This window comes from Cupriavidus nantongensis (assembly GCF_001598055.1).
GTDB lineage: Bacteria > Pseudomonadota > Gammaproteobacteria > Burkholderiales > Burkholderiaceae > Cupriavidus > Cupriavidus nantongensis.
In genome coordinates this window covers 1,917,698-1,938,080 of record NZ_CP014844.1, presented here as the reverse complement: position 1 = coordinate 1,938,080, position 20,383 = coordinate 1,917,698, and the positions used below count along the sequence as shown (strand labels likewise).

The 20,383-nt window shown below is 61.3% G+C and carries 15 protein-coding genes; 8 read left to right on the top strand and 7 right to left on the bottom strand.

What is annotated here, in order from left to right; genetic code table 11:
• The first annotated feature begins 4 nt into the window (after positions 1-4).
• The 5 genes from A2G96_RS09060 to A2G96_RS09040 are packed head-to-tail and all read left to right on the top strand — an operon-like array spanning position 5 to position 4,898.
• A complete protein-coding gene (locus tag A2G96_RS09060) occupies positions 5-730 on the top strand; it encodes a TIGR03759 family integrating conjugative element protein (RefSeq protein ID WP_011804680.1) in 726 nt (241 codons plus the stop codon).
• Entirely contained in the window at positions 712-1,302 is a 591-nt protein-coding gene (locus tag A2G96_RS09055) for a transglycosylase SLT domain-containing protein (RefSeq protein WP_062798599.1), read from the top strand. The genes A2G96_RS09060 and A2G96_RS09055 overlap by 19 nt, the downstream gene beginning before the upstream one ends.
• Entirely contained in the window at positions 1,299-1,847 is a 549-nt protein-coding gene (locus tag A2G96_RS09050) for an integrating conjugative element protein (RefSeq protein ID WP_062798596.1), read from the top strand. Before A2G96_RS09055 ends, A2G96_RS09050 begins: the two co-directional genes overlap by 4 nt.
• Before the next feature lie 4 nt (positions 1,848-1,851).
• Positions 1,852-4,113 carry a type IV conjugative transfer system coupling protein TraD gene (gene traD / locus A2G96_RS09045; protein WP_231909633.1) on the top strand — a complete coding sequence of 754 codons (2,262 nt, stop codon included), beginning with the start codon at positions 1,852-1,854 and terminating at the stop codon, positions 4,111-4,113.
• Positions 4,110-4,898 carry a TIGR03747 family integrating conjugative element membrane protein gene (locus tag A2G96_RS09040; RefSeq protein WP_062798594.1) on the top strand — a complete coding sequence of 263 codons (789 nt, stop codon included), beginning with the start codon at positions 4,110-4,112 and terminating at the stop codon, positions 4,896-4,898. Before traD ends, A2G96_RS09040 begins: the two co-directional genes overlap by 4 nt.
• Before the next feature lie 25 nt (positions 4,899-4,923).
• On the opposite strand, the gene A2G96_RS09035 is transcribed toward A2G96_RS09040, so the two are convergent.
• The 7 genes from A2G96_RS09035 to mads1 form a co-directional block, all read right to left on the bottom strand.
• A complete protein-coding gene (locus tag A2G96_RS09035) occupies positions 4,924-6,678 on the bottom strand; it encodes an ATP-binding protein (protein ID WP_062798592.1) in 1,755 nt (584 codons plus the stop codon).
• 35 nt (positions 6,679-6,713) lie between these two features.
• Positions 6,714-9,449 carry a DEAD/DEAH box helicase gene (locus A2G96_RS09030; protein WP_062798589.1) on the bottom strand — a complete coding sequence of 912 codons (2,736 nt, stop codon included), beginning with the start codon at positions 9,447-9,449 and terminating at the stop codon, positions 6,714-6,716.
• Entirely contained in the window at positions 9,449-11,155 is a 1,707-nt protein-coding gene (locus A2G96_RS09025; protein WP_062798587.1) for a site-specific DNA-methyltransferase, read from the bottom strand. Before A2G96_RS09025 ends, A2G96_RS09030 begins: the two co-directional genes overlap by 1 nt.
• Positions 11,156-11,165: 10 nt before the next feature.
• Positions 11,166-12,932: an AIPR family protein gene (locus A2G96_RS09020; protein ID WP_231909632.1), complete on the bottom strand. Its 1,767-nt coding sequence runs from the start codon at positions 12,930-12,932 to the stop codon at positions 11,166-11,168.
• Positions 12,933-12,957: 25 nt separating this feature from the next.
• Positions 12,958-16,044 (bottom strand): TrlF family AAA-like ATPase, encoded by a 3,087-nt coding sequence (locus tag A2G96_RS09015; protein WP_082818880.1) that lies wholly within the window; start codon positions 16,042-16,044, stop codon positions 12,958-12,960.
• The gene (locus A2G96_RS09010; RefSeq protein WP_174549300.1) at positions 16,041-18,914 is read right to left on the bottom strand and encodes an SNF2-related protein; all 2,874 of its coding nucleotides are present in this window, start codon (positions 18,912-18,914) and stop codon (positions 16,041-16,043) included. Before A2G96_RS09010 ends, A2G96_RS09015 begins: the two co-directional genes overlap by 4 nt.
• A 63-nt stretch (positions 18,915-18,977) precedes the next feature.
• On the bottom strand, positions 18,978-19,178 hold the full coding sequence (mads1, locus tag A2G96_RS09005) for a methylation-associated defense system helix-turn-helix domain-containing protein MAD1 (RefSeq protein WP_062798581.1): 201 nt from the start codon (positions 19,176-19,178) through the stop codon (positions 18,978-18,980).
• Positions 19,179-19,386: 208 nt separating this feature from the next.
• Here mads1 and A2G96_RS09000 point away from each other — a divergent pair, with 208 nt between their 5' ends.
• Genes A2G96_RS09000 through A2G96_RS08990 form a run of 3 tightly spaced genes read left to right on the top strand, consistent with a single transcriptional unit; the run spans position 19,387 to position 20,376 of the window.
• Complete coding sequence (locus A2G96_RS09000) at positions 19,387-19,770, top strand: integrative conjugative element protein, RAQPRD family (RefSeq protein WP_062798579.1); 384 nt, start codon at positions 19,387-19,389, stop codon at positions 19,768-19,770.
• A complete protein-coding gene (locus A2G96_RS08995; RefSeq protein ID WP_003050225.1) occupies positions 19,767-20,000 on the top strand; it encodes a TIGR03758 family integrating conjugative element protein in 234 nt (77 codons plus the stop codon). The genes A2G96_RS09000 and A2G96_RS08995 overlap by 4 nt, the downstream gene beginning before the upstream one ends.
• Positions 20,001-20,016: 16 nt before the next feature.
• On the top strand, positions 20,017-20,376 hold the full coding sequence (locus A2G96_RS08990) for a TIGR03745 family integrating conjugative element membrane protein (protein WP_003153634.1): 360 nt from the start codon (positions 20,017-20,019) through the stop codon (positions 20,374-20,376).
• Positions 20,377-20,383 lie beyond the last annotated feature (7 nt).

Sequence of the window (20,383 nt, the reverse complement as noted above, 5' to 3'; positions counted from 1 at the left end):
CGCCATGAAGCCCTCGATCTTGCTCACCCTGTTCCTGCTGGCCGCAGCGCAGTTGCCCGTCTGGGCGCAGCAGCCCGCCACGGCCCAGTCCCGCAATGCCCAGAGCCAGGAGCGTCCCGTGATCGGCCGCATCCTGGACGACCGCGTGGCGAGCGACTGGGGACTGCAACCGCAGGAGTGGGCGCGCTACCGCGAACTGATGGAGGGGCCGCTGGGCATCTACTCGCCCAACCTGGACCCGCTTTCCGCGCTGGGCGTCGAGGCTCGCTCCGATGAAGAGCGGCGCCGCTACGCCGAAATGCAGGTGAAAGCCGAGGCAAGGCGCGTCGAGAAGTTGCTTGCCTACCAGCGCGCCTACGACGAAGCGTGGCAGCGCCTGAACCCCGGCATGCAGCGAGTGAACCTCCCCGATGATCTGCCGACCGCCGCAGGCGTGCGCGGCAGTAGCCGCACGGCGGTGTTCGTCAAGGACGGCTGCGCGGCCTGCGGGCAACTCGTGCAGCGCCTGCAATCCTCGGGCGCCGAGTTCGACCTCTACATGGTCGGCAGCCGCCAGGACGATGCGCGCATCCGCGACTGGGCCAAGCGCGCGAACGTCGATCCGGCGCGCGTGCGCGCCGGCAGCATCACGCTCAACCACGACGGCGGCCGCTGGCTGTCGCTGGGCCTGCCCGGCGATCTGCCCGCCGCCGTGCGCGAAGTGAACGGCCAATGGCAGCGCCAGCCGTAGCCTTGCCCCTGCGCGCACTGGTGCTCGCTGCCGGCCTGTATGCCGGTGCAGCCCTGGCCCAGGAGATTCCGCCACCGGCTTACCAACTCGCTGCCCAGCGCGCAGGCATCCCCTCGACCGTGCTCTACGCCGTGGCCTTGCAGGAGAGCGGCATCCGGCGCAACGGGCGCCTGGTGCCATGGCCGTGGTCCCTCAACGTCGCAGGCCAATCGCGCCGCTTCGCCACGCGCGCCGACGCCTGCGCTGGCCTGCAGCAGGCCATGCGCGCCACGCCGCACACGCGCATCGACGCGGGCCTGGGCCAGATCAACCTCGGCTACCACAAGCACCGCTTCACCGGCGCGTGCGACCTGCTGGACCCGTACCGCAACCTCGCCATCGCCGCCGAGATCCTGAAGGAACAGCACACCCTCGGCGAGGACTGGCTGCTGGCGATCGGCCGCTACCACCGCCCCGCAGGCGGCGAGCCCGCCGCCCGCTATCGGCGCAGTGTGTCCCGCCACCTTGCCCGCGTGCAGGGCACGCGCCCAACCGCCGCGGTCCTCGCCGCGCGCCAGGAGACTTCCCCATGACCAAACCCCATCCGGCGCATCTCGCGCTCACGAGCCTTCTCGTGCTGCTGGCAGGCCTGCCGCTGGCCTCGCGTGCCGGCGAGCCGCTGATCGTGGTCGAAGACCGTGGCGGCACGTCGGCGCTGCCGTACTACGAAGCCCTGAATCTCCAGCCGCGCGCCAACGCACCGGCGCGGCCGCCCATCCCGACGCCCCAGGTTCCTGCCACACCGGCGGACGAAGCCGCGATGCTGCCGGTGCGCAGCACCAAGCTCACGCCCGGTACCGTCGCCCGGCGCGTGATCGAAGCACCCGGCCTGCGGCCGTTCGTGGTCATCGGCGACGACGAGGCGTCCCGGGCCTGGTTGCAGCGCCGCGCCGCCGCTTTGCGCGAACGCGGCGCGGTCGGCCTGGTGGTCAACGTCGAGACCGCGCAGGGCCTGGCACGGCTGCGCGCCCTGGTGCCGGGCGTGCCGCTCGCGCCCGTGGCCGGCGACGACCTGGCCGATCGCCTGGGCCTGCGGCACTACCCGGCGCTGATCACAGCCACCGGCATCGAGCAATGAAGCCATGTCAGGCAAACAGCCGGTCGAGGTTCTGCTACGCCCAGCGGTGGAGCTATACACCGTCGCGGCGTGTGCAGGCGCCGCGTTTCTGTGCCTGGTGGCCCTACGCCCAGCGGTGGAGCTATACACCGTCGCGGCGTGTGCAGGCGCCGCGTTTCTGTGCCTGGTGGCCCCATGGTCGCTCGCGCTGAGCCCTTCGATGGGCGTCGGCAGCGCCTTGGCATTCGGTGCCTACGGCGCGATCCGCTACCGCGATGCCCGCGTCATCCTGCGCTACCGGCGCAACATCCGCCGTCTGCCGCGCTACGTGATGACCAGCAAGGACGTGCCGGTCAGCCAGCAGCGCTTGTTCGTGGGCCGCGGCTTTCTGTGGGAGCAGAAGCACACCCATAGGCTGATGCAGACGTACCGGCCGGAGTTCCGGCGCTACGTCGAGCCGACGCCGGCCTACCGGCTGGCCAGACGCCTGGAGGAACGGCTGGAGTTCGCGCCGTTCCCGCTCTCGCGCCTGCCGAAGCTCACCAGCTGGGACGTGCCTTTCAACCCCGTGCGCCCGTTGCCGCCTGTGGGAGGCCTGCCAAGGCTGCACGGCATCGAGCCCGACGAAGTGGACGTCAGCCTGCCGCTGGGCGAGCGCGTCGGGCATTCGCTGGTGCTGGGCACCACGCGGGTGGGCAAGACGCGGCTGGCCGAGTTGTTCGTCACGCAGGACATCCGGCGCAGGAACGCCGCCGGCGAGCACGAGGTCGTGATCGTCATCGACCCCAAGGGGGACGCGGACCTGCTCAAGCGGATGTACGTCGAGGCCCAGCGCGCGGGCCGTGAAGGCGAGTTCTACGTCTTCCACTTGGGCTGGCCGGACATTTCGGCGCGCTACAACGCGGTGGGCCGCTTCGGCCGCATCAGCGAAGTGGCGACCCGGGTGGCGGGGCAGCTCTCCGGCGAAGGCAACAGCGCGGCGTTCCGCGAGTTCGCATGGCGCTTCGTGAACATCATCGCTCGCGCCCTGGTGGAACTGGGGCAGCGCCCGGACTACATGCTGATCCAGCGGCACGTCATCAACATCGACGCGCTGTTCATCGAGTACGCCCAGCACTACTTCGCCAAGACGGAGCCCAAGGCCTGGGAGGTGATCGTCCAGATCGAGGCCAAGCTCAACGAGAAGAACATCCCCAGGAACATGATCGGGCGCGAGAAGCGCGTCGTGGCGCTGGAGCAGTACCTCTCCCAGGCGCGCAACTACGACCCGGTGCTCGATGGCCTGCGCTCGGCGGTGCGCTACGACAAGACCTATTTCGACAAGATCGTCGCATCGCTGCTGCCACTGCTGGAGAAGCTCACGAGCGGCAAGATCGCCCAGCTTCTGGCACCGAACTACTCCGACCTGGCCGACCCACGTCCGATCTTCGATTGGATGCAGGTCATCCGAAAGCGCGCCATCGTCTATGTGGGTCTGGACGCGCTGTCCGATGCCGAGGTCGCCGCGGCGGTCGGCAATTCGATGTTCTCCGACCTGGTGTCTGTCGCCGGTCACATCTACAAGCACGGGATCGACGATGGCCTGCCGGGCGCATCGGCCGGTGCGCGCGTGCCGGTCAACGTGCACGCCGACGAGTTCAACGAGTTGATGGGCGACGAGTTCATTCCGCTCATCAACAAGGGCGGTGGCGCGGGCCTGCAAGTCACCGCATACACGCAAACGCTGTCGGACATCGAGGCCCGCATCGGCAACCGCGCGAAGGCCGGCCAGGTGATAGGGAATTTCAACAATTTGTTCATGCTGCGCGTGCGCGAGACAGCCACCGCGGAACTGCTGACAAGGCAGTTGCCGAAGGTCGAGGTCTATACCACCACCATCGTCTCGGGCGCGACGGACAGCTCGGACATTCGCGGGGCGACGGATTTCACGTCGAACACCCAGGACCGCATCAGCATGTCCAGCGTGCCGATCATCGAGCCGTCACACGTCGTCGGCCTGCCCAAAGGCCAGTGCTTCGCGCTGCTGCAGGGCGGCCAGCTCTGGAAGGTGCGCATGCCGCTGCCGGCGCCGGACCCGGATGAAGTGATGCCGGCGGACCTGCAGCAACTGGCCGGGTACATGCGCCAGAGCTACAGCGAGGCCACGCAGTGGTGGGAGTTCACAAGCTCGCCGGCCTTGCAGGATGCGGCCTTGCCCGACGAGCTGCTGGACGATGCCGCTGCGGCCGAGCCCGGCGCGGTGGCCACCGGCGCCGACGATGGCGCGGGCAACGAGGCCGTGCCATGAAGGACGCAGCCTCGACCGCGCAGCGGGAACAGAACCAGCGCCAGGGCCTGATCGTCGGCACCATCACCTTGCCGTTTCGGCTGCTCGGGGTGCTGATCGGCTCGCTGCTGTTCTCGATCGTGGTGGAGTGCGTCGGCATGCACCTGTTCTGGAAGGACCAGGGCTGGCGCCACTCCCAGCAGATGTTGCAGTACGAACTAAGCCATCTGTCCAACCATTTCACGCGCAGCGTGGTCGTGCAGGAGCCGGGGCGCACGGCGCACGAGCTGGTCGATACCGGCTACGAATGGGTGTTCGTGCGCTCGGGGCTGCTGGAGCGCATGAGCCGGACCGCCGAACGCGCCCGCGCGCCCAGCCAAGGACAGACGCACAACTTCCGCTACTACATCAGCCAGGTCTATATCTGGACCGAGAGTTACCTGATCGCCGCGGCTTTCACGACGCTCACGTTCCTGGTGCGCCTGCTGGTCCTGGTGCTCACGCTGCCGCTGATCCTCACGGCGGCATTCGTTGGCCTCATCGACGGCCTGGTGCGACGGGACGTGCGCCGGTTCGGTGCAGGCCGGGAATCGGGCTTCATCTATCACCGCGCGAAAGCCAGCTTGATGCCACTGGCCGTGCTGCCATGGGTCACGTACCTGGCGCTGCCGATTTCAGTGCATCCGCTGGTCATTCTGCTGCCCAGCGCCGCCTTGCTGGGGTTGGCTGTAAGTCTGACTGCGGGGAGTGTCAAGAAGTATCTATACGCCGACCGAGCCGGTCAGCCAAGTCCTGTCCAAGGCTAAGTGCGCATCTGAAACACCGAAAAAATCATATACTCTCGGTTCGAAGCAGCCACTCACTCTGTCGCCGCGCAGTGCAGATGATCTGTCCAAAGATGCGGTCTTCAACATCCGGCTCGCGATTTCCGGTCGGAAAGTCGGCAGACCTACCTCCACCGACCAACCAAACCTGAACAGCAGAGCCAACGTACTTTGTCAGTTCATGTCTATAGCCAATTGCCTGTACGTAGTCACCGTGATTAAGCGCGTGGCTTGGCCGTTTGAACTCGATCAATAGATACTTGCCGCTCAGTTTCTCGTTGAGAAGCAGGTCAGGACGTTTGTCGGCCTTGTCTCCCGCATAGACCTTCCCAAGAACATCTACCACTTGTCGCCGCAATGTGCTGTTTGAGCTGAAAAGACAATACTCCGGACCAAACACCCACAAGTTGCGCTCCAGGGCTTTGTGCAAAACGGCTTCGGTAGTTGCCGCGTCACGATAAAGCGCCTCCAGTTGATCAAGAAAAACTTGGCGCGCCGCAGCTTGCTGTACCAGGAATGCCATCTCGGCCAAGCCAAACTCGTCCAGCCGCTCGGCCACCCCTGCGACGTCGCCCAGCGTTGCCTCCGCGATATGCTCCAGAAGAATACGGTAGTCGGAACGCTCCATCGCTTCCAACAGCACGTTTACCACCGGTTCGACTTTGCTCTCCGGCTCACCGTAATACTTGTCGAGAATCTTCTTGATCGCACGATCGGCAAATGCACGTTTGTGCTCTGGCAGAGCCGACAAGCGCGTGAGGATCGCTCTCTGCAGGCGAGCCTGCGCCAACTGAATTTCGCGCCGGTACTGCTGCTCATAGGCTTCGCGCAAGATAGGCTGGACGTAGCCTTCAACTTCTTTCAGAAGCTCGCTGTTCTCGACCGCCGCATCCCAGCCCGCCGTGATGTGGTCGCGCAGTCCATCTGCTTCGATCTCGCCGTAGAGCTTTCGCAGCAGCTTGGATGGAAAGTCATCTCGTTGATCCAGGCCGAAGAACCCAGGCCGTCCAACGGCCTTGCCATCCACACGCAAAATGATACCTGGCTGACGCAACCCGGACTTGCCGTCGCTGATAGAGAAACGCAGCTTTACCTTGCCGGCACCTGGGAGTTCCTCTTCCTGCTCCGAGTAGCTACCGGATACATCATCGACGTCGAGCCGCTTGCCGTCGATCGTGATGGCAAAGTCATCCTGTCGCCCGTAGTCCTGCAAAAGGATCTGGCGCAGCCGATTGGCATCCGGATAAGCCAGGCCCTGATGCAGATCGCTCAGCGTAATGGTCGTGCCATGCAGTTCCGGCCCACAAGGATCGCTCTGCAGGCCAATATTCAACTGTTCAATGTCTTGGACTTGGGACAGATCGTCCAGCCGCAAGGTGATACGGCACAACCGACCACGGGCCCGGGTTTCAAGCGTCATCACCGCTGCGGCCATGAGCCCGGCGAACTTGCCGATGCCCTTACGCCCTTTGACCAAACGGTTCTTTCCGGCCGTACGCTCCCCGCGTCGGGAGCGCCGATCAGATGCGATCGACAGATAGTGGCGGCGCAGCTCTTCCTCGGTCATGCCAGTGCCGTCATCCTGGATGACAAGAGGGTCTCCACTCAGAGGTTTCGGGAGGAGGATCGTTACCTGCTCTGCGTCGGCATCCCATGCGTTGTCCACGAGTTCCTTCAACGCTCGCTCGGACGAGGGATATTCCTGACTCAACAATGTGGCGAGGCGGGAATCTACCTGGAAGCGCAGATGAGCACGACTCATATCGGAACCTCCGTGGGTGAGCGACGGTAGCTGGACTACGCCTTGACCTCGTAGCGTAGGTAATCCGCGAGCCGTTTCGACTCGTTGATATCGTCGTGGGGCACCAGCAGGTACTTCCAGGGTTTGGTGCCTACGCTCGCCGCGTGATCGGACGCGTGCTTGCACCAGCGCATGGCGGCAGCGGCCTTGGCCTGAACCTCCTGCGTGTTGATGTCGGCGCGTGCCTTGGTCTCCACCATGAAGATGATCGCGTCCGTCTCGGCGACAAAGTCGGGGATGTATTCCGGCTGCTCGGTGCCGAGCTTGTAGTAGATCTGGAACTGCCCCTTCGCGGGCTTGAACCACTTCAACGCGTCGCGCTCCAGGATGATCGCGAAGCGCCGTTCGGTATCCGAGTCGAATTTCTGCAGTGGGTACAGGCAACGCGCGAAGCCGCCGAAGAGCATCTGCTTGATGCGACTGGTCTCGGTCAAGGTCTCCCGGAAGTGGTGAGCCGTCTGGCCTGCCGTGGCGGTGTAGTTGCACGGCTTGAGTTCGGTGAAGCCGCGACTGACCTGCACCTCGTACTCGGTCGCCTCTTCCCAGAAGTGAGCCATCATCTGTGCGTGGATCTCCCGTGCGATCAGACGACGGTCACGATCAAGGACGCTGATGGCTTCATCCTCGGACAGATAGCCGCGCAGGTGCTGCACCATCTGGCCTGCGAGGTCGTAGAGCAGATCGGCGTGGGTGAAGTAGTCGATGTCGTCGAAGTCCACCAGCGCGTGGACGATGTAGTCCTCCGGGCGCTGCTCCTTGAGCCCAACCTCGGCGGCCAGGGTGAACTGCTCGTTGGTGCGCAGCATCTGCCCGACGATCTCGCGCTCACCCGGCTGGAGGTGGAGCTGGCTCACATCCAGCTTGAAGGAGTGGAAGCCCGTTGTCACTTCGCCAGTCGGCACCACCGCGATGCGCGGGATGTCGATGGTTTGCTGCACCACGATCTCCGTTGTCTTCGCCACCACGGCGGACAAATCAAGAGCGGAGGCTGATGCATCCACGCCCGCCAGCAATTCGCCTTGCAGCGGCTTCAACCTCTCCGCGACCTCCGCGAGGATTTCCTTCTGCACTTCGGGTTTCAGCAACGCGCTGCTGGTGGGCACCAGATCGCGCTTGACCTCGTACTTGCCGATGACGTCCATGACCACGCGCGCGGCTTGCTTCTCCGCCTCCGTGCTGAACACCGGTTGGGACACGGAGACTTCCGCTCCACTGTCAGTGGCTGAAGCCCCCGTGACCACGATCGGGGCTTCCGTCAGACCGAGGCGCGCCGCTGCCCCGGACTGGACCTGCACGCTGACCTTCTTGTCGTCGGTGCTCGGCGCATCGAGGATGACCTGTTTCAGGCGAATCGGCGAGTCGCCGCGGTTGGCCTCGTCAATGATCTCCTGGAACTTGTCGTGCGCGACGATGTTCAAGCGATCCACCGCCGCGACGCCCGTGCGCTTGCCGTAGGGCAGACGCAGGCCACGTCCGATGGATTGTTCGATCAACGTGCGGGCATTGGCGGCGCGCAGCGGCACGATGGTGTAGAGGTTGGTCACGTCCCAACCTTCTTTGAGCATGTTGACATGAATCACGATCTCGGTCGGCTCGTCCACGCTCTCCACGGCCAACAGGCGGGTGATCATCTCTTCTTCTTCCGCGCCGGTACGGCTGGAATCGACCTGAATCACCTTGCCATGGTAGCGGCCCTCATAGAAGGCTTCCGACTCCAGAAGCGCCAGGAGTTGCCCCGCGTGCGTGGTATCGCGAGCGATGACGAGCATGAAGGGCTTGACCGGCTTGACACCGTTCTCGCGGGCATAGGTGAGCAGCTCGACCTTGGTCGTCTCGTGCAGGCGCACACCGTCTTCCAGTTTCGTCTTCTCGATCTCCTCGGGCGTGTGCGCCTTGGCGTCGAAGTTGCGCTGGGTGACCACGGCAGGCTCTTTGACGAAGCCGTCCTCCATCGCCCGCGCCAGCGGATAGTCCATCACCACGTTCTTGAACTGCACCGGCCCCTTGCTGGATTCGACGAATGGCGTCGCCGTCACCTCCAAGCCAAACAGCGGCCTCAGTTCATTGATGGCACGCACACCCGCGCTGGCGCGGTAACGATGCGACTCGTCCATCAGCAGTACGAGGTCGGGCAGATTCGCGAGATGGTTGAAGTAGCTGTCGCCCAGCACTTCCTTCATCCGCTTGATGCGCGGCTCCTTGCCGCCGCGCACCTCGGAGTTGATTTTGGAGATGTTGAAGATGTTGATGCGCACGTCGTGGGCGAAGCCCTGTGGCTGATCATCCACCGCCGCACCGGTCTGGTCGTAGTTGTCACCGGTGATGATCAGCGGCGGTTGCTGCGCGAACTCGGCAATCCCCTTGAACACGTACTTCGGCGTGTTGCGCGTGAAGTCCGTGATGAGTTTGTTGTAGATCGTCAGGTTGGGCGCGAGCACGAAGAAGTTGTTGATGCCGTGGGCCAGATGCAGGTAGGCGATGAAGGCTCCCATCAGGCGCGTCTTGCCCACGCCTGTTGCCAGCGCAAAGCACAGTGACGGAAATTCGCGCTCGAAGTCCTCCAGCGTGCAGAACTCGGCCTTCAACGTGGAAAGAATCGCCGAGACATCCCGCTCGTGGCCCAAAAGTTCGGGCGCTGCGTCGAGCGCGCTAACCAGCTTGACGAGAGATTCTGCCTGGGGCGGACGAAGAGACAGACGACCGGTGACGGCGTGCAGGACGCGGGCGTTCATTATTCGTTCTCCCCAAATAGCCCGCCTTGTCCCGCGTTGGCGAGGGCGGCTTTTCTGCTCTTGGTGTTCTTAGCGGTATTACCAGGGGCCACAGACTCGGCTTTCTCCATCTCCGCCATCGGCAAGTTACTCACATTCAGGCTGTAGTCATCGCGGCCCCAATGGCAGCGGGCCAGCACCATCTTCGGGATCTTCTTCAGCGTCAGGTTCGGCCAGCGCTCCGCCGCAGTGGCCGCCGTGACGCCGTGGAAAGCGGCGCAGCACACCAGCAGGCTTTGCTCCGCGCCGACCTCGTCCGACAGCGCCTGCAACTGCTCCGCAGACGGGTTCTGCGTGGTGACATAGATGAAATCGCGCTCGCTGGAATGGCCGTGCTGCCACCAGCGCGTCTCCGAGGGCGCGTAGGTGAAGCCTTCCAGCTTGGTCAGCGCCTCGGCCAACTGCGCAGCGTTGTATTCTGGATTGATGACCGAGTTGCCCCAGCGGTCGTTGACGATCAGGCTGGGCGCGAGGCGGTAGTAGCGGAAGCCGCCGCCGCCGTGCCAGCTCACACTTTCAGTGATGCCGCCCTTGTCTTCGCCATCAATGACCTTCCTCAGACGCGGGATGATGTGCGTGTGGCAGTGCTCACCCAGCTCAACCATGATCCAGCGGCGCCCCATTTTGTGCGCGACTGCGCCGGTGGTGCCGGAGCCAGCGAAAGAGTCGAGGACGAGGTCACCAGGGTTGGTAGCGATCTGCAAGACTCGATTTAGAAGTTTCTCTGGTTTTGGTGTGATGAATAGTTCTTCGGAGCCGTCCCCTAAAGCCCGAACCTCGTTCTTTGCTTCGCCGTTGTGACCGGCTTCAGAATAGGTCCACCAAGTAGAAGGAACAACACCGCCCTGAACCTCTGAGAGAAATCGCTTTTGCGATGGAGTGTTGTCACCTTTCTCACCCCACCAAATCTGAGCATCAGCATCCAACTCAAGAAACCTATCCTTTGACATCCTCCAGTAGGTTCCATGAGGTGGGCCCGCAATTACTCTTCCAGATGGCGAAGTAATCGAGTAAAGGCCTTTGCTGTAATAGTTTCGCGCATGGATCGGTGTGGCCTTCCATGGGCCGCGCGGATCCTTGTCGGGATTCTTATATGCATCGTCTTGCTTGGCGGTTCTCTCAAGATCATTTCTCCGCCAAACTTCTATATTCTTCGCATACACAAGCAGATAATCGTGCATTCCTGAGAAGTGCTTGGCTGAGTTCTTGGTTGTGTAGATCTTTTGCCAGACAATCGAAGCGATGAAGTTTCCTCGGCCGAAAACCTCGTCGCACAGAACCTTGAGATAGTGCGCCTCGTTGTCGTCGATGGTGATCCATAGCGAGCCGTCCTCCGCCAGCAAGCGCCGAATGATCTCAAGCCGGTCTCGCATCAGTCCCAGCCAGATCGAGTGCTCCAGTCCGTCGTCGTAATGCGTGAACGCGCTGCCGGTGTTGTACGGCGGATCGATGAACACGCACTTCACCTTTCCAGAGAACTCCTGCTCTAGCGCCTTAAGCGCCAGCAGGTTGTCGCCGAAGATCAGCCGGTTGTCGAAGATGTCGCCATCTGTCACGCGATGCTTGGCGTGATATGACTTTTCGGGATCTTCGAGCAGGATGCGTGGCTCCAGCTTGGGTCGCTTCTCCTTTCCGATCCAGGTAAGTTCCAGCTTTTGTTTGCTCATGGCACTGCTCTCATAGTTGTGGCGCCCGGCTCGACAAGTAGTCGATCAGGCGCTTGCGCGGATACGCGTCCGCTGCATTCTGGATATTGCGTAGGGGCGCTAGGGCCGGATCGGCACTCAGCGCGAAATGTGCTTCCATCAGCTCGGCCAGGAAGGCTGCGACGTTGCCCTGATTGCGGAAGTAAGCCAACGGCCCCTCAAGAATGAGCCGTTGCCCGCCGAGATCGAAAGTCTGCTGTCGGAGTTGATCGAGCGGCTGGCTGATCAGCGCGGGAATCGCAGCGGGGTCGATGACGGCTGCTGCGCGAATGCGGTTGCGCAGGCGCTTCATCATGACGGTCGTGATCACGTGAATGCCATGTCGATAGATCAGGCGTTCTTGACTGCGCGCAGGGGCATTTTGTTCGTAATCCACCACGAGGGTGCGAATCGCGCGGTGGTAAAGGACAGCGTTGACCAACAACGCCCCCGATAGGCCGGCGGTGAACAGCCCCTGATACTCGACGGAGTCGGGGTTGGCGAGCCGCGCCGGTTCGGTCTTGAGCCAAACAGCGTAGCGTGGGTCGTTCTGTTGCAAGGCCAACGCCCGCAGCGCCTCGTCGAGCGTGATGGCCCCGGCACCGGTTGCGAGAGCCTCGGGGCGATAGTGGTAATCGAAACCCAGGTGGCCAATCTCCTGCCGCAGCCGCTCCTGGTTCTCGTCAAGCGACGCGAAGTTCGCGGCTTGAACCGGGTTCTGGTGGTTGCGGGCCTTGGTCACGCTCTTGCCAAACTGGCCGTCTGCCGATGCCTTGATCAACGTGAGCATCACCTTGGCGTCATTGATGCTCCTGCCCGGATACTGGCGCACGAACTCGGCGGCCGACGCCACGGTCTGCGCGCCGTTGATGATGGACAGGCCCCGCACCTTAAACTTCTTGATGCCGTTCTTGTTGGCCTTGGGTTCGATCAAGTCGCAGACGGCAGTGACACCGTTATTCAAATAGAAGAAGTCCGCGGGACAGTCATGCAAGGTCGTCTTGATGGCCTTGTTGACATCGGATTTGCTGCTGCCTAGGAAGTAACGGATATTGCGCTCGTACAGGGCTTTTCCGTGCGCCTGATGCAGAGCCACCAAATCCGCCAGCCGCGCGATCCCGTAGTACGTTGTACGCGGCATCTCAACTTTCGCATGCTTTTGCAACGCGACATCCGTATGCACGGGCTGGTAGGCCTGTTCCGCCAGCAGGTCGCGGGTAATCTCGACTGCCGTGTAGTACTCCACCTGCTTGACCAAGCGCTCTTCATCGAGGTCTTCGTCATCGAGCAGCGCCTGCAACGCATCGCGTGCCGTTTGCGACACACCATCGCCGGTGTAAGGCACGACCAGCTTGATGTGGCAGCACGTATCGAGTGCGCCCTCGATATCGGCCTTCCGATTCTGGACGTTGCCGTTGAACGCGGTGAAGTCCTGTTTGAGCAACAGGCGAATGCCCTCGCAGAACGGCAGTGCATCCTCCTGCTTGAACTGCTCAGATTCCTTCAGCTTGGTTTGCAGAAGGTACAGCGTCTCCGACGGCGCGTGATAGTGGATCGCGTCGATGCCCTTGTCGTTGAAGTCGTCAACGACCGAAGCGGCGGCCGCCTGCGGCGAGATGTCGAGCAGCTTGTGCAGGGCAAAGGCGCTGAAGGCTCGTGAGAGCTGCTTTGCCGCCTGATCGGTAGGATTGGCGTTGCCGAGCAACGGGGGCAGGAACGGCACGAAGCGGGCGGCGAGCGCCTGCTTCAGGATGGTCATGTACTGAGGTTCGAGCGCCGCCATGTCAATGGTATTTCCCGTATCGGTTCTCGAATGCGGGCTTCGTACCTTCCAGTATGGTCACGACGACTTCGTTCAACCCTGTGTTCTCGATGGCTCCCGATTCATAGCTGATGGTGGAGTCCAACGCTCGGTCGAACCTCGCATGGATGATCTGCTCTGCATCGCAAACAACCGCCAGGTTGGGGTTGTGCGTAACCATGATGATCTGCCTCTGCTTTTTGGCTTCGGAGAGAACGGGAACGAGCAGACGGAACACCGTCTCGTTGTCAAGATTCTCTTCCGGCTGATCGAGAATGATGGGGGTCTTTCCCTTGTCCACCAGCAAGTAGAAGATCAGCAGAAGCGCGCCACGTTGGCCAGGAGACAGTTGCTCGATCTGCGTGTCCTGGAAGAGCAGCGAGTACCGAGGCTCAAGGAAGTTCAAGCCAAAAATGAGGTCATAGACTGCCGTGGCAGGCTGCCCCTTCTTCAGCAAGCTGAATATTCCGGCATCTGAACCGGATGCCTTCGCAGCGGCCAACACCTTTTCCTGCAAGGAAGCAATGAAGCCTAGCGCCCCGTCCTTGGTGTTCAGGTCATGGCCATCGAACAGTCTTCTGATGGTCGCCAGCGCGTCGTCCTGCCCGCGAAAGTCACCCGAGGTTTGCTTGATCAGCGCGAACAATTGGTCGGCGATAGCATCAGCGGATGCCGCCAGCGTTGCCTGAAACTGCAGCCTGTAGTCCTCGCGTATCAGGACGTTCTTCTGAATCAGGTCCTGCACCGGCTTGAACAATTCCGCGCGCGCACGCCGCTGTGCATCAAGAGTGTCGAAGATTTCCCCGGACAGCTGCAAACGCCTCGCTTCCAAAGCCTTGAGCTGCTGCGGAAGTTCCTTGATCTGCTCGATCCTGGTTTCCAATCCGACTTTGGTCTCAGGTTCGGTGATTGAGCCGATGAGTTCGTCGCGCTTTTTAGTCCACTCCCCAAGCTGGCGCTGGTAGGCCTCATACTGCTGCTGCGGTGCGTTCAACTTTGCGGTAAAGCCTTGCTGAGTTGCAGTGACGGCATTGAGGCTGTCAGCCAGCTTTTCGGCCTCAATCTTTATCTCGCCTTGCTTCGTTGCCAACTCGGTCGATTTCTGGTCCAGAACGGCGGTCTTGATTTCGATGGCAGCGAGATCGGTCCAAACGAAGCCGAGAAGTTTGACATCGTCGGAAACAGCTTTTTCGGCTTGATCGAAAGATCGTTGAAGCAACCTCAACTGCTCGCGAATATTCCCTATGGCCTTTTGGCGTTTGGCCAGTTCCGTGGTCTCGCCAGCAATCTCTTGGCTGCGCTTTCTGGCGGCTTCAGCCTGTTGAGTTGCTGCAGCCAAGCCTTCAGCCGCTTGCTTTTGCTCGGGGCTCATTGCTTCGGTCGGCGCCGCGACTTCCGCGGGCTTCAGCTTGTCGTGTTCCTCGATCTGCTTGCCCTTAAGCAAAAGCAGATCGGTGAGTTTCTTCAGCTCAATCGGTTGAAGCTGCTCCTCGATGCGAACGATGTCTGCGTTGGTCGATGCCAGCTCCTTACGGTACTCACCCAAGCGATTCCTGAGCGACTGCTCCTGCTGCTCGGTCAACTGATCAAAGTCGAGTGCGCCAAGCCGCATTTCTTCGCTCGCATGGGAGAAGATCACTGCCCTCAGCTCCTTCTCAAATGCGTTCGACTTGCCCGATACGTGCTCATTGCAAAGCTCTTCGAAGTAGCCCTGCGGGATGTAGCGAACAAGCTCCGCCTTCTCCTCTGATGGCGACTCATTCAATGGCCGGGACTCGGTGCTTTCGTCTCGCCAGGTCAGCGTTCCGGTGAAGTGACGTGCGGGCTCGCCGGTCTTGCCCCAAAAGCGATCCTTCTTTAAAAAGCTGAAGTGCTTGGATTGTTTGGAGTTGCCGAGCGTCGCGATGACATCCGCCAAAGCGCTCTTGCCGCTTCCCTTGTTCCCAATGACGGCGACAAGGTCAGGATTCAGGGGGATGTCACAGCCGTGCAGCCACTGCCCGACGCCAGCTTTGTCCACTGTCTTGCTAATCTCGATAGACTCGATGTAAAAGGTCTTGTTGGACTCGACTTCTTGAACCTTGGGCGGCCTGTCACCAATGAAGGAGCGCTTCGCCGGCTCAAGAATGGCTTGCTTGAGGCCATGGAACGTTGGGTCAGCTTTAATCCACGTCCTTTTCCCAGAGGGGAAGTCGCCATAGCCCCGCTTGTTGTTGTCGCCAGGTGTTCCAACGAAGCAGTGGGCGTCGCTTCCTGAGACTGCCAAGCGCGGAATATTATTCAGACCCGCTTGAAAGTTTTTGAACCACTTGGCGTTGCCGGCGGTCTGCTCGCCAACAAATGCGCCGCGCAGATCGGCGTCTCGCGTCTCGAAGATCGGAGAGGTTTGAAAGAGGTTCATGGCATAGGCGTAGTGCTCTTGCCATCCGACCTCTGCCAGTCCGTCATTCGTATCAAATGGCATGAGACCGATCGCGTGCTCATTCGGAACCTTCCGAATCGCTTCCCTGTACGAGTCAGCGTTGATCTCCGCAATCACCACTCCTGCGAGCAGAGCCTTCTCGTCGGAAGCATCAACATCAGATTTTTTGAAGCCGTGATGCTTCAACTTGTCCTCACCGACCTTCCTGGCAAGCTCTCTCAACGCAGGCTCGGAAAGTGGCCTGTCCACTAACTCAATGCGCAAGGCAGATATGAAATCCCTGAGCACCTGTTCATCGACCTCGTTCGAGAACAGTACGTGTGCATTCAGTCGCCGTTTCATTGGAGCAGCAAGCCGAAGTTCAATCCCTGGGAGGACGGTTTTTTTTAGGACGGGGGCATCCTCGTCCTTGAGGCGCTTTCGTAGTGCAAGCCAGCCGTCAAAAGTCCAGTAATCCATGATCGCGAACACAGCAGGTTCTGCCTTGTTCATAGCCTCGATCATTTCATCGACCAGCTTCTTGCTCTTTGCAGAAGAGAGATTGGCATCGAACCTATCTCCCGACCAATGAAACGATGCGGGCGTATGGACATGCAGGTCCCACTGCCTCCAAATTGCACCCCGAGAAATCTCTCTTTTTGTCATCATTTCAGTTCCCACTCGATGGTGAACAGCATGTGCTCCTCCACTTGCTGTTGAAGCTGCAATTCCAACTGGCCGATGAGCCCGTTGCGCTGTGCTTCCACTTCGTCCTGCCGGGAGAACAGATCGCGGCGGAGCTTGCTCCGCTTGCCCTCAAGCTCCCGTTGCTTCTTCTGCCAGGACAGCTTTTCTTCCAACGTCGGCGCGGTGGCGGCAGTGCTGCGCACCTCCTTGATTTGCCGGTCGATCTCCTTGATTTCCTGCTCAAGGCCCAACTTCAGGTCGTCAGCCCACGCATCCAGCTTCTGTACTTCTTGCTCGAAGTAACCGAGATTGCGCTGATTGATCTCGCGCAGCAGCTCGGCCTTGCGGGCTTCGACGTCGGACGCCAGTGCGGAGTCGTCCGCGCTGCTGAGCAGGCTGGGCGGCTGGGCAACGGCGGGCAGGCGCAGTAACTTCCTGGGATCGTCTTCCAGCAGAGTGATGCCATCCGACGTGATGGCCGTTACCAGCAGGTGCTGCTCCTGGTTGCCCAACGCATCGACTTCGATCAGCTTCAGTGTGAGCCATCCCGCTTTGCCGCGATAAGGCTCCAGGGTGCTCACCCTGGTACCGTATGCGTCGTAGTCGAACACGAGCTTCGCAGCCTCAAGCGTACGGGCCTTGGCCTTCTCGGTGACCCATGAAGCCAGCGGGTGATGGATTCGGTACAGGTGTGCGTCGCCGGAGCGACGGGGCAACTCATAACGTCCCAGCTCGATTCCAGCGCGTGCACTGGCATCAATGCCGTCCGGCACACGCTGCAGGAGGAAACCGTGGTCATCGAAGCTGGCAAATTCGCCCAGTTCCGCGGAGCTTAGCTCCATCAGCATCTGCTCGAATCTGCTCCGGGCGCTGTGGCTATCTTCCGCGCGGACACGGAGCTTGGCTTGCACTTCCTCATCGAAATTCTCCAAGAGGAGTTGACGCGTCTTGACCATGGCGTCGCTGATCTCTCCCGAAAGGTCAAGTCGGAGTTGCTCGAAACTGGACTTAATCTCCTCGGGCTCTCGGCAGTTTTGATAGATATCAGCGATGCGTCGTTCGAAATCGACACCCGAACCGATAGCGCCCAACACTTCGTCGCTGGCGCCAAACACGCCCTCGAAAAGTTGGAACTTCTGCGCCAGCAACTCGTAGACGCGTTTGTCCGCCTCGTTGCTGAGATCAACGAAGTTCACCACCACCACGTCGTGCTTCTGTCCGTAACGGTGGCAGCGCCCGATGCGCTGCTCAATGCGCTGAGGGTTCCACGGCAGGTCGTAGTTGATGACGAGCGAACAGAACTGAAGGTTGATGCCTTCGGCGCCAGCTTCGGTGGCAATCATGACCTTGCCGCGCTCCTTGAAGTGCTCAACCAGTGCCGCACGAGTGTCGGCAGTCTTGGAGCCGGTGATGCGGTCAGTGCCTTCGTGGCGTTTGAGCCAGTCCTTGTAGATCGCCTGCGCACGCTGGTCGCTGTTCGTGCCGTTGAAGAGCACGATGCCGTCGCCGTAGGGCGTGTCAGCCAGCAAGCTGAGGAGGTACTCCTGTGTGCGCTTGGACTCGGTGAAGATGATGGCCTTTCTGGCCGCGCCCAACCGGTCCAGCTCGGCAAAGGCGCGATCCAGCGCAGTGAGCAGCGCCTTGCCTTTGGCGTTGTCGCGGATGCTGGTTGCCAGCGCCTTGAAGTGGCGAAGTTCTTCGATTTCCTGCGCGATGGCATTCCGCTCTGAGCGGCTCGGCGTCGTAGAAGCGGCTTCCTGCTCGCTCCACTCATCAGCGGTTTCGTCCAGCGACTCGTAGTCCTCGTCGAGTTCTTCCGCCAGATCGGGAATCTCGGCAGTTTCGTCAAGCACTCCCTGAAGCCGTTTGGCCATCGTCTCCAGCGCGCCTGCGATGGCGTGCGAGCTGGACGCGAGCAACTTCCATAGCACCAGTGAAATCAGCTGGCGCTGTCCCTCGGGCATGGCCTTCAGGTTGGGGCGACGCAAGTAATCAGCGACGAGTCTGGACAGTTCCTGCTCTTCGTTTGACGGCGTGAATTCCTGGATGATGGCCTTGCGCGCCGTATACGACACATAGGGCTGAACCTGTTTGCGCAGAGTGCGCTTGCAGATGGGGGCCAGTCGGTCACGCAAGGCGTTGAAGGCCTGTTCCCGGCCAGTAAATTGTGAGCGAAAGCTGTCAAGGTCTCCGAACACCCGGTCATCGATGAAGCTGACCAGCCCATAGAGTTCGAGCAACGAGTTCTGCAACGGCGTTGCGGTCAGAAGCACCTTGGAGTGAACGTGCGACAACGCCTCCTTGAGTGTTTTGGCAATGACGTTGCTGGTCTTGTAGACGTTGCGCAGGCGATGCGCTTCGTCAAGGACGACCAGGTCCCAGTCGATGCTCTTGACATCGTCAGCCTTGGACTTGGCGAACTGGTAGGAGCAGATGACCGGGCCGGAGGCGAACAGAAATGGATGCTGTCGATCCTGCTTACGGATCGCGTTGTAGCTTTTGGCTTCGAGAATCAACCCTTGAAGGCCGAACTTGTCTTGCAGCTCCTGGTGCCACTGCTTGCGCAGGCTGGCCGGGACGATGATGAGAATCTTGCGCCGCCGTTCCACCCAACGCTGCGAGATGACCAACCCTGCTTCGATAGTCTTGCCAAGTCCGACTTCATCAGCGAGGAGTACACCGCGCGAAAGGGGATTGCGGCAGGCGAAGAGAGCGGCATCTACCTGATGCGGATTGAGATCAACCTGCGAGTCGACCAGTGTTGAGGCCAGCGACTCCACGGCGTCGCCCGCCGCACGGCGCGTGAGCAGCCACGCAACGTACTGACGTTGCTGCGGTGTCAAGAGCTGCATTCTCGTCAACTGCGATCTCCCCCATGTGTCCCAGGCGTTATTCGGCTGCGGACCTTTCCAGGCTCAGTCCGTCTCCGGTTTCATCTTGCTGATGCTGCTGGCGATCCAACTATCCAGTTCGGATCGCCGGAAACGCCACGTCCCTCCCAACTTGAATGCCGGGATCTCTCCCCTTTGAGCCAGGCGATAGACCGTCCGCTTGCCCGCTTTGAGGTATGCCGCGACCTCTTCAAGCGTAAGGATTTCGCTTTCGGCGTCAGTCATCTGAAAACCATCTAGGTTGGTCTTTCATAGCCTTCACTTGCCAAGTTTGCTCAATTCTATCAATGAATGCTCATTACAAGCCACTATCCAGTGTGGCGAGTTTCCAGCCACCCTATAACCCGGTTGTCGGGCAGTTCCTATTGTTTGAGGCATGAAGTTGTCCTGATCTCCACGATCTGACCATTGCTGATCACACAGGAATGGCGCGATGGTGGCTTCGATCTGGCTGCGCGCCGCGCATCGCGGCGTGCCCACTTTTCTCGTGACGGCCCTCCTGCTGGGTCAGTCCCAGATGGCCTTGGCCGAGTCCCCGGCACAGCGCCAGGAGCTGGTCGCCGCACTGCGCCAGCTCGACGCGCTGGAGCGCACCGTCGCGGACAGCGCCGCGCATGCCCCCATCCAGCCGGGCGAGCGCTACCACTTCGACTACCCGCGGCTGCTGGCTGACCTGGCGCGCGTTCGCGCCGGCATCCAGTTTCACCTGACGCCATCGCGCGCTCAGCCGCGCGACCCCTCCGAACTGGCCGGCGACTACCGCACCGAGCGGGCGGCCGAGCCGCTGCCGGCGACGACTGCGAGGGGCAAGCAATGAACGGCGCCCAGGTCTCGGCATTTCAAGCCAACAGCGGCATCGCGCCTTCCGCAATGGCGACCGTCCTGGTCGGCGTCGTGTTCGCGGTCCTGCTCGTGTGGGGCGTCTGGGCCATCCGAACGGCCTACGTGGGGTGGTCCGAGAGCCGCCTCAACCAGCGCCAGTTCCTCGGCGTCTGCATCCGCTTCGTCGCGATGTACCTCGTCCTGAGTTTCTTCCTTCTGTCCTGACCTGAAAGGCCCGACCATGCACAACCGCATCCTCACTTCCCGTCTCGCCCAGCGCGCCGCCATGGCCCTGGGCGCCGCCGCGCTGCCCGCGCTGTCGTTCGCGCAAGGCCTGCCGCAGTTGGAGAACCCGACGCGCGGCACCGGCAACGGCATCATGGAGACGATCCGCAACTACGGCTACGACATCATCATGCTCGTGGCCCTGCTGGTGGTGGCGTCGATGTTCATCGGCGTCTGCTACCACGCCTACGGAACCTACGCGGAGATCCACACCGGCCGCAAGACGTGGGGCCAATTCGGCCTCACGGTCGCCATCGGCGCCGTGTTGCTCGTGATCGGCATCTGGCTGCTCACCGAAGCCACGGGCATCCTGTAAGGCGAGG

Coding starts and splice junctions, on each gene's coding strand:
- A2G96_RS09060 (WP_011804680.1), top strand. CDS start 5: ATGAAGCCCTCGATCTTGCTCACCCTGTTCCTGCTGGCCGCAGCGCAG.
- A2G96_RS09055 (WP_062798599.1), top strand. CDS start 712: ATGGCAGCGCCAGCCGTAGCCTTGCCCCTGCGCGCACTGGTGCTCGCT.
- A2G96_RS09050 (WP_062798596.1), top strand. CDS start 1,299: ATGACCAAACCCCATCCGGCGCATCTCGCGCTCACGAGCCTTCTCGTG.
- traD (WP_231909633.1), top strand. CDS start 1,852: ATGTCAGGCAAACAGCCGGTCGAGGTTCTGCTACGCCCAGCGGTGGAG.
- A2G96_RS09040 (WP_062798594.1), top strand. CDS start 4,110: ATGAAGGACGCAGCCTCGACCGCGCAGCGGGAACAGAACCAGCGCCAG.
- A2G96_RS09035 (WP_062798592.1), bottom strand. CDS start 6,678: ATGAGTCGTGCTCATCTGCGCTTCCAGGTAGATTCCCGCCTCGCCACA.
- A2G96_RS09030 (WP_062798589.1), bottom strand. CDS start 9,449: ATGAACGCCCGCGTCCTGCACGCCGTCACCGGTCGTCTGTCTCTTCGT.
- A2G96_RS09025 (WP_062798587.1), bottom strand. CDS start 11,155: ATGAGCAAACAAAAGCTGGAACTTACCTGGATCGGAAAGGAGAAGCGA.
- A2G96_RS09020 (WP_231909632.1), bottom strand. CDS start 12,932: ATGACCATCCTGAAGCAGGCGCTCGCCGCCCGCTTCGTGCCGTTCCTG.
- A2G96_RS09015 (WP_082818880.1), bottom strand. CDS start 16,044: ATGATGACAAAAAGAGAGATTTCTCGGGGTGCAATTTGGAGGCAGTGG.
- A2G96_RS09010 (WP_174549300.1), bottom strand. CDS start 18,914: ATGCAGCTCTTGACACCGCAGCAACGTCAGTACGTTGCGTGGCTGCTC.
- mads1 (WP_062798581.1), bottom strand. CDS start 19,178: ATGACTGACGCCGAAAGCGAAATCCTTACGCTTGAAGAGGTCGCGGCA.
- A2G96_RS09000 (WP_062798579.1), top strand. CDS start 19,387: ATGGTGGCTTCGATCTGGCTGCGCGCCGCGCATCGCGGCGTGCCCACT.
- A2G96_RS08995 (WP_003050225.1), top strand. CDS start 19,767: ATGAACGGCGCCCAGGTCTCGGCATTTCAAGCCAACAGCGGCATCGCG.
- A2G96_RS08990 (WP_003153634.1), top strand. CDS start 20,017: ATGCACAACCGCATCCTCACTTCCCGTCTCGCCCAGCGCGCCGCCATG.